6 protein-coding genes are annotated in these 6,883 nt (G+C 50.9%); 5 read left to right on the top strand and 1 reads right to left on the bottom strand.

Going from position 1 to position 6,883, the window contains the following annotated elements; all coding sequences use genetic code 11:
- Positions 1 to 46: 46 nt before the first annotated feature.
- The 4 genes from PsW64_RS25760 to PsW64_RS25775 are packed head-to-tail and all read left to right on the top strand — an operon-like array spanning position 47 to position 4,013.
- Positions 47 to 1,000 carry a carbohydrate ABC transporter permease gene (locus tag PsW64_RS25760; RefSeq protein ID WP_244277367.1) on the top strand — a complete coding sequence of 318 codons (954 nt, stop codon included), beginning with the start codon at positions 47 to 49 and terminating at the stop codon, positions 998 to 1,000.
- Positions 1,001 to 1,007: 7 nt separating this feature from the next.
- Entirely contained in the window at positions 1,008 to 1,853 is an 846-nt protein-coding gene (locus PsW64_RS25765) for a carbohydrate ABC transporter permease (RefSeq protein WP_193757864.1), read from the top strand.
- A complete protein-coding gene (locus tag PsW64_RS25770; protein WP_063305474.1) occupies positions 1,850 to 2,914 on the top strand; it encodes a Gfo/Idh/MocA family protein in 1,065 nt (354 codons plus the stop codon). The genes PsW64_RS25765 and PsW64_RS25770 overlap by 4 nt, the downstream gene beginning before the upstream one ends.
- A gap of 1 nt (position 2,915) precedes the next feature.
- Positions 2,916 to 4,013, top strand: a complete 1,098-nt coding sequence (locus PsW64_RS25775) for an ABC transporter ATP-binding protein (protein ID WP_063305475.1) — start codon at positions 2,916 to 2,918, stop codon at positions 4,011 to 4,013.
- Between the two features lie 31 nt (positions 4,014 to 4,044).
- On the opposite strand, the gene PsW64_RS25780 is transcribed toward PsW64_RS25775, so the two are convergent.
- Positions 4,045 to 4,971 carry a LysR substrate-binding domain-containing protein gene (locus PsW64_RS25780; RefSeq protein WP_063305476.1) on the bottom strand — a complete coding sequence of 309 codons (927 nt, stop codon included), beginning with the start codon at positions 4,969 to 4,971 and terminating at the stop codon, positions 4,045 to 4,047.
- A gap of 577 nt (positions 4,972 to 5,548) precedes the next feature.
- On the opposite strand from PsW64_RS25780, the gene PsW64_RS25785 reads away from it, so the two are divergent.
- Positions 5,549 to 6,811: a NupC/NupG family nucleoside CNT transporter gene (locus tag PsW64_RS25785; protein ID WP_057464104.1), complete on the top strand. Its 1,263-nt coding sequence runs from the start codon at positions 5,549 to 5,551 to the stop codon at positions 6,809 to 6,811.
- The last annotated feature ends 72 nt before the right edge of the window (positions 6,812 to 6,883 follow it).

Raw genomic sequence — 6,883 nt, forward strand, 5'->3', positions numbered from 1 at the left:
AGCAGATGTGCGGACTGACCGCGCATCTGCATTGCAATGAGAGATGATGGAATTGGAACAGGACCTTATGGTCAGTGAGCGGAAGAAGAAGCCGTTCCGCTGGCATGTACTTGTCTTTCTGGCACCGGCAGTCATCATTTACACGATGATCATGATCCTGCCGCTGGCCGAAACCCTGCGCTTTTCGTTCTTCCAAAGGGATACGACCACGCAAGTGATCTCGTTTGTCGGCTTGGAAAACTACATCAAGCTGTTCTTCGATCCGTACTGGGTCAAGCCGTTCCTCAATTCGCTTTGGAACAACTGCTATTTCTTCCTGATCCATATGCTGGTGCAAAATCCGATCGGTGTCCTGATTGCGGCTTTGCTCTCCATGGGGCATCTGCCGGGCAAGAAGTTTTATCGCACAGCCATCTTCATGCCGACCCTTCTGTCCTTCGTTGTCGTCGGGTTCGTCTGGAAGCTCATGCTCTCCCCGCTATGGGGTGTTTCCAAAGGTCTGATGAAGTCTGTCGGGGTTGGCAGTTGGTATCTACCGTTCCTCGGTAAAGAGGAGACAGCGCTGACTACACTTTCTCTCATCTCTGTCTGGCAGTTCATCGGCATTCCAATGATGCTGATTTATGCTGCGCTTCTCTCCATTCCTGATGAGGTGATTGAAGCCGCAGAATGTGATGGCGTGACCGGCATTTCCCAGTTCTTCAAGATCAAGCTGGTCCTGATCCTGCCAACCATCGGCATCATCTCTATCCTAACCTTCGTAGGCAACTTCAACGCATTTGACTTGATCTACACCACGCAGGGGCCGCTTGCGGGGCCAAACTTCTCGACAGACCTGCTGGGCACGATCTTGTATCGAACGTTCTACGGGCAACAGTTGCAACCCGGTGACCCCAACATGGGTGCCGCCATTGCGACGGTGATGTTCTTCATCATCCTGATGGGTGTTGCTGTCTATCTCTTCTTTATTCAGCGCAAGCTGACCCGCTACGAGATGTGAGGCGCAAATGGCTATTTCTCGTGCAAGACGAAACCGAATGGCAGAACTGGGAGCGCATGTAATCCTGCTCACGTTTGCAGTGATCGCGCTTTTCCCTGTTCTTCTCATTCTCATCAATTCGCTCAAAAACAAAAAAGCAATCTTCCGCAAGCCCTTGGAACTCCCAACCTCCGAAACATTGGATCTGGTTGGGTATTCAACAGTGCTGCAGCAAGGCAACTTCCCGCTATATTTCTGGAACTCGCTGTTCGTGACCGGCGCAAGCTTGTGTCTCATTCTCCTGTTTGGGGCAATGGCAGCTTTTGCACTCAGTGAATACAAGTTCCGCGGTAATCGCCTCATGGGCCTCTATATGGCACTGGGCATTATGATCCCGATCCGTCTGGGAACTGTCGGAATTCTCCGCCTGATGGTCGCAACGGATCTTGTGAACACGCATTGGGCTCTCATACTGGTCTACACAGCGCAAGGCCTGCCACTGGCGATCTTCATTCTCTCTGAGTTCATGTCGACAGTATCATCAGACCTCAAATCTGCTGGCCGTATTGATGGCCTTTCAGAATACTCCATCTTCTTACGTCTCGTTCTGCCTCTCATCAGACCCGCAATGGCAACAGTGGCTGTCTTCTCTATGATCCCGATTTGGAATGATCTCTGGTTCCCACTCGTTCTGGCCCCCGCAGAGCATACCAAAACACTCACACTGGGCGCTCAGGTGTTCGTTGGGCAATACTCCAACAACTGGAACGCAATTCTCGCGGCTATGGCACTGGCAGTCATTCCGGTCCTCATTCTCTACACGCTCTTCTCGCGCCAACTCATTCGGGGCCTAACATCTGGAGCAGTCAAATGAGTAACAAACCTATCCGCGTGCTCGTGGCTGGTCTAGGAAACATGGGAAAGTCCCATGCTCTGGCGTATGAGACCAATTCGGGATTTGAGATCGTAGGGCTGGTCAATCGATCACCGGTGGAATTGCCTGAAGAGTTGAGTAGCTACACCATCCAATCTGATTTCGCGCAAGCTCTGGTCGAAACCAAACCTGATCTTGTGTCCATCTGCACTTATTCAGACAGCCATGCTGAATATGCAGTCATGGCGATGGAAGCAGGGGCGGATGTGTTTGTAGAAAAGCCACTGGCAACCGCTCTGGAAGATGCTCAAAGTGTCGTGGAAACTGCTCGCAAGCTGGGACGGAAACTGGTGGTTGGTTATATCCTGCGCCATCACCCATCTTGGACAACCCTTATAGAGCAGTCGCGCAAACTGGGCGGGCCTTACGTCTTCCGCATGAACCTCAACCAGCAATCCAGCGGCGCAACATGGCAAACCCACAAACAACTGATGCAAACCACATCACCGATTGTCGACTGCGGCGTCCACTACATCGATGTCATGTGCCAGATCACCGACGCCAAGCCGGTCGAAGTACGTGGCATGGGCGTGCGCCTGAGTGATGAACTTCCCGAGGATATGTACAATTACGGCCATCTGCAAGTCCTGTTCGTGGACGGCTCCGTCGGTTGGTACGAGGCTGGGTGGGGCCCGATGATGTCGGAGACTGCGTTCTTCGTAAAAGATGTCGTCTCCAAGAATGGCAGCGTCTCGATTGTCATGGAAGGCGAGGCCCGTTCGGACGATATCGACATGCACACCAAAACCTCCACCATCCGGGTTCATTACGGCGAAACGGATGCGAACGGCGAGTTTACACGCAAAGACGATGTACTCAGCATGGATGGTGAACCGGGGCATCAAGCCTTGTGTGATCGCGAGCAAGCCTTTGTGCTTACAGCTATCCGTGAAGGGCTGGATTTAGAAGATCACATGAATTCAGCGGTAAATTCTCTGGCTGTCGTATTGGCGGCAGATCAGGCTGTGCGCACAGGCACAGCTCAGAAACTGGACTTGTAATATGGCTAACTTGAAAATCTCATCCCTCTACAAGTCTTTCGGTGCTGAGAATGTGCTGGATGGTATCAACCTTGATATCCAATCCGGTGAATTCCTCGTCTTGCTCGGGCCATCCGGCTGCGGAAAATCTACACTCTTGCGGATAATGTCAGGGCTGGAAGACGAAAGCGCGGGCGATATCGCCATGGAAGGCAAATCCATCGCACACCTGCCGCCATCGAAGCGTGAGATCGCCATGGTCTTCCAGACCTACGCGCTCTACCCGCATTTAAGTGTGCGGGGAAACATGGAGCTGGTCCTAAAGCAGGCAGGGTACTCAAAGGCAGAAATCAAGGATCGCGTTGCTGAAAGTGCACGTGCGCTGGAGCTGGAGGCCTTGATGGACCGAAAGCCCTCTCAGCTCTCAGGTGGACAGCGCCAACGTGTTGCAATTGGCCGTGCGATTGTGAGAGATCCCAAAATTTTCCTGTTTGATGAACCTCTCTCAAATCTGGATGCAGCATTGCGTGGGCAAGTGCGGTTGGAAATCGCGCGCCTTCATCAACGCCTGTCAGCAACCATGGTGTATGTGACTCACGATCAGGTCGAGGCTATGACACTGGCAGATCGTATCGTGGTTCTGAATGACGGCGAGGTCCAGCAGGTCGGCACACCGCGAGATCTTTATGAGCGCCCAGCAAACCTGTTCGTGGCCAGTTTCATCGGCTCACCCAATATGAATTTTTTGCAGCTGGAAAAACTGAGCGAAAACAGCGCGCAGCTTAAGGATGGGACACTACTCCCTATCTCCAACAAGGCCTCGGTCATCCCGACAAATGTCACACTCGGTATCCGTCCTTCTCACAGCATTTTGCACGATGAAGCAGGGGAGAGCTATCTGAAGGCAGAAGTGTTACTGGAAGAGTATCTGGGGGACACCACTTACGTGCATGTTGAGTTGGAAACTGGAGAACAAATGGTTGTTCGCGAAGACCCGGAGATAACGCGCCGAGCTGGTGACCAGGTCTACGTGGAGCTGACATTGTCGGGCGTACATCTCTTCAATGCTGATACGGGCAAGCGGATGGATGTCAGCATTTCTGAACAGGAAACTGCTTAGGGCTTAAACTGAGGGAACATGCAGATTTCCCTCAGCTCTCATCAATCTGCGGTTTGTAGTCAAACTCGATGAACTGCAGAAACTTGCGTAAGATATCGGTTTCATAGTTCTTTTTGTAAATTGCGCAAAGGTCTGCCGGAATGTCTTCCTTCAAGCGAATGAAACGCACATTCTTGGATTTCTGACTACGAAAACAGTCGCTAACCAAAGCAATCGCCTGACCGGAAGCAACCAGCGCCAACAAAGTACTCGGCTCCTGAACCTCAAAAGCGGCTTTGGGGTAGAAGCCCTGATCCTTACATCTTGCAATCAAAAATGGCGTCGAGTTGGACATGCTCCGGTCCAAAACAGCCATTTCCTCATCTTTTAGCTCTTCCAGTCCCACCACCCTGCGATCCTTGAGAGGGTGCGTGCTAGGCACTGCCAGAGTAAGGTTTTCTCTCACCAATACTTTTGAGTTTAAGGCTGGCTCATTGAGTGTATCGCCATAGCGGCAGATACCCAGATCAATGATGCCGCCATCCAGCGCTTCCTTCTGTTGATTGGGTGCCAACTCGGTAAAATTCAGAGAACAATCCGGATGCTTGCTCTTGAAATCCGAGAGCAGGTTCGCAAATCCATCCAGAAAGGCGCTGCTCACCATCCCGATGCTGAGGGTCGAGTTTTCCGCACGTCCCTGCCGCTGGGTGTTGGTGATGGCGTAATCCAACGTATTGAAAATCTGCTCGCACTCACGTTTCAGCACGCGCCCTGCAGCAGTCAGAGAAACATTTCGTGAGTCACGCTGAAAGAGAGAAAGACCGAGGGCAACCTCCAACTCTTTGATTTGTATGGACATAGGTGACTTAGAAATATGCAGCTCTTCCGCCGCACGCCCAAAGTGTCCACTTACTGACACTTGATGGAAGTAACGCAGCATTCGCAAAGTAATGCGGCCTGATGTGATTAGATCGTGCATGAACTTGTTTTGTTATTCTTATTTTGTTCTAGGTTGTAGCTCTTAAAGTTCTACTATTTTTATTCTATATGTTCTGTAAGAACTATAATCTACGAAATAATCCGTATGTGGCGTGGTTTTCTACGTAATATTTTCTAGTTTGTTTCGAACTTCGAAACGATTGATATATTTAAAAAACTTAATAATTGCCTCTCAGGCAACTAGGTTGCCCTCACCAAAGGGAATTAAATAAAAGGTGAGGCAAACTATGCAATCGGGTCAGTTCACATTCGCACCTACGCAAGGTGAGTGTACTGCGCCTGCCGTATGCCGCGCTTTCACAGAGACTGACGGCTCATACTCGCGAACTCCCACCGTGTGTATATCCTCAGCACTGACAATTCCTGATGAAGCACTAGAAGGTTCTACAATCGCAGGTGTTTTGCATTGTTTTTCAATGACAAAGCATTTGTTGGATGCGGGTGGCCATCTCAACTGTCCACGTGAAGGTGGGTACGGTTAGTCGCCTTCCGGCGCTTCAAATTTCTCCCCAACCATAATCAACAACTTACCTCAGAGCCTCTGGGAGGAGCTCATAATGTTCGCAACAGGTTTTCTTGGCATCGCTACACTGATTGTTATTGCTGTATTGGTTTCAACCAATCGCAAGGCGATCAATCTCCGCACCGTAGGTGGTGCGCTGGCTCTACAGATTGGTATCGGCGCTTTCGTGCTCTACGTTCCAGCTGGCCGTGCTATTCTTCATGCAATGTCAAAGGGCATTTCCGGTGTGATCGACAGTGGTCGTTCCGGCGTTAACTTCCTTTTCGGCAACCTCACCAACGGTTCACTTTCTGAAACTGTTGGCTTCGTGTTTGCCTTCAACGTGCTTTGCCTCGTTATTTTCTTCTCCGCTCTGATTGCAGTTCTGTACCACCTCGGTGTTATGCAGGTCGTCATTCGTGTCATCGGCGGTGGCATGGCAAGACTGCTCGGTACATCTCAGGCAGAATCCATGTCTGCGGTTTCCAACGTTTTTGTTGGTCAGACAGAAGCTCCACTGGTTGTGAAGCCTTACATGCCTAAGATGTCTGATAGTGAGTTCTTCGCTATCATGTGCGGTGGTATGGCATCTGTTGCTGGTACCGTTCTCGGCGGCTACGCGCTGATGGGTGTTAAGATCGAATTCCTGCTCGCTGCATCCTTCATGGCTGCACCAGGTGGTCTTCTCTTCGCAAAACTCATCATGCCTGAAACCAAAGAAGTGAACTACACAGTAGACACAAGTGCTGACTTTGGTGACGAAAAACCAGAAAACGTGCTGGCTGCTGCTGGTCAGGGCGCAATGAATGGTCTTCAGCTTGCTGGTGCGATCGGTGCAAACCTTGTTGCAATGATCGGTCTCATCACTCTGGTGAACCTGATCCTCGGCAGTGTTGGTGATCTGGCAGGCTTCAGCTTGTCTCTGGAAATGATCCTCGGCTGGATCTTCGCTCCAATCGCTTACCTGCTGGGTGTTCCAATGGCTGACATCGGTGTTGCAGGTTCTCTGATCGGTAAAAAACTGGTCGTCAACGAATTCGTGGCGTATCTCGACCTGAAGAACTACCTCGTAGATGCCACAGCAATCGACATGGGTCTGCCTGTCATTCAGGAAAAGACCAAGGCAATCGTTTCCTTCGCTCTCTGCGGATTCGCGAACATCTCTTCCATGGGTATTCTCATTGGTGGTCTGGGTGTTCTGGCTCCAAACCGCATGAACTTCATCGCGAAGTACGGTCCTCGCACTCTGTTGGCAGCAACCTGCTCCAACCTCATGAGCGCGGCGATCGCGGGTATCTTTATCTCCCTGGCAATGTAAGAGAGTTTTCTTCCTTAATCTCTGAATTGCCTGCGACGGGGGGAGCTTTGCTCCCCCCGTTTCTATTTGTTT

Source organism: Pseudovibrio sp. W64, assembly GCF_001623145.1.
Taxonomy (GTDB): Bacteria; Pseudomonadota; Alphaproteobacteria; order Rhizobiales; family Stappiaceae; genus Pseudovibrio.

Coding starts and splice junctions, on each gene's coding strand:
- PsW64_RS25760 (WP_244277367.1), top strand. CDS start 47: ATGGAATTGGAACAGGACCTTATGGTCAGTGAGCGGAAGAAGAAGCCG.
- PsW64_RS25765 (WP_193757864.1), top strand. CDS start 1,008: ATGGCTATTTCTCGTGCAAGACGAAACCGAATGGCAGAACTGGGAGCG.
- PsW64_RS25770 (WP_063305474.1), top strand. CDS start 1,850: ATGAGTAACAAACCTATCCGCGTGCTCGTGGCTGGTCTAGGAAACATG.
- PsW64_RS25775 (WP_063305475.1), top strand. CDS start 2,916: ATGGCTAACTTGAAAATCTCATCCCTCTACAAGTCTTTCGGTGCTGAG.
- PsW64_RS25780 (WP_063305476.1), bottom strand. CDS start 4,971: ATGCACGATCTAATCACATCAGGCCGCATTACTTTGCGAATGCTGCGT.
- PsW64_RS25785 (WP_057464104.1), top strand. CDS start 5,549: ATGTTCGCAACAGGTTTTCTTGGCATCGCTACACTGATTGTTATTGCT.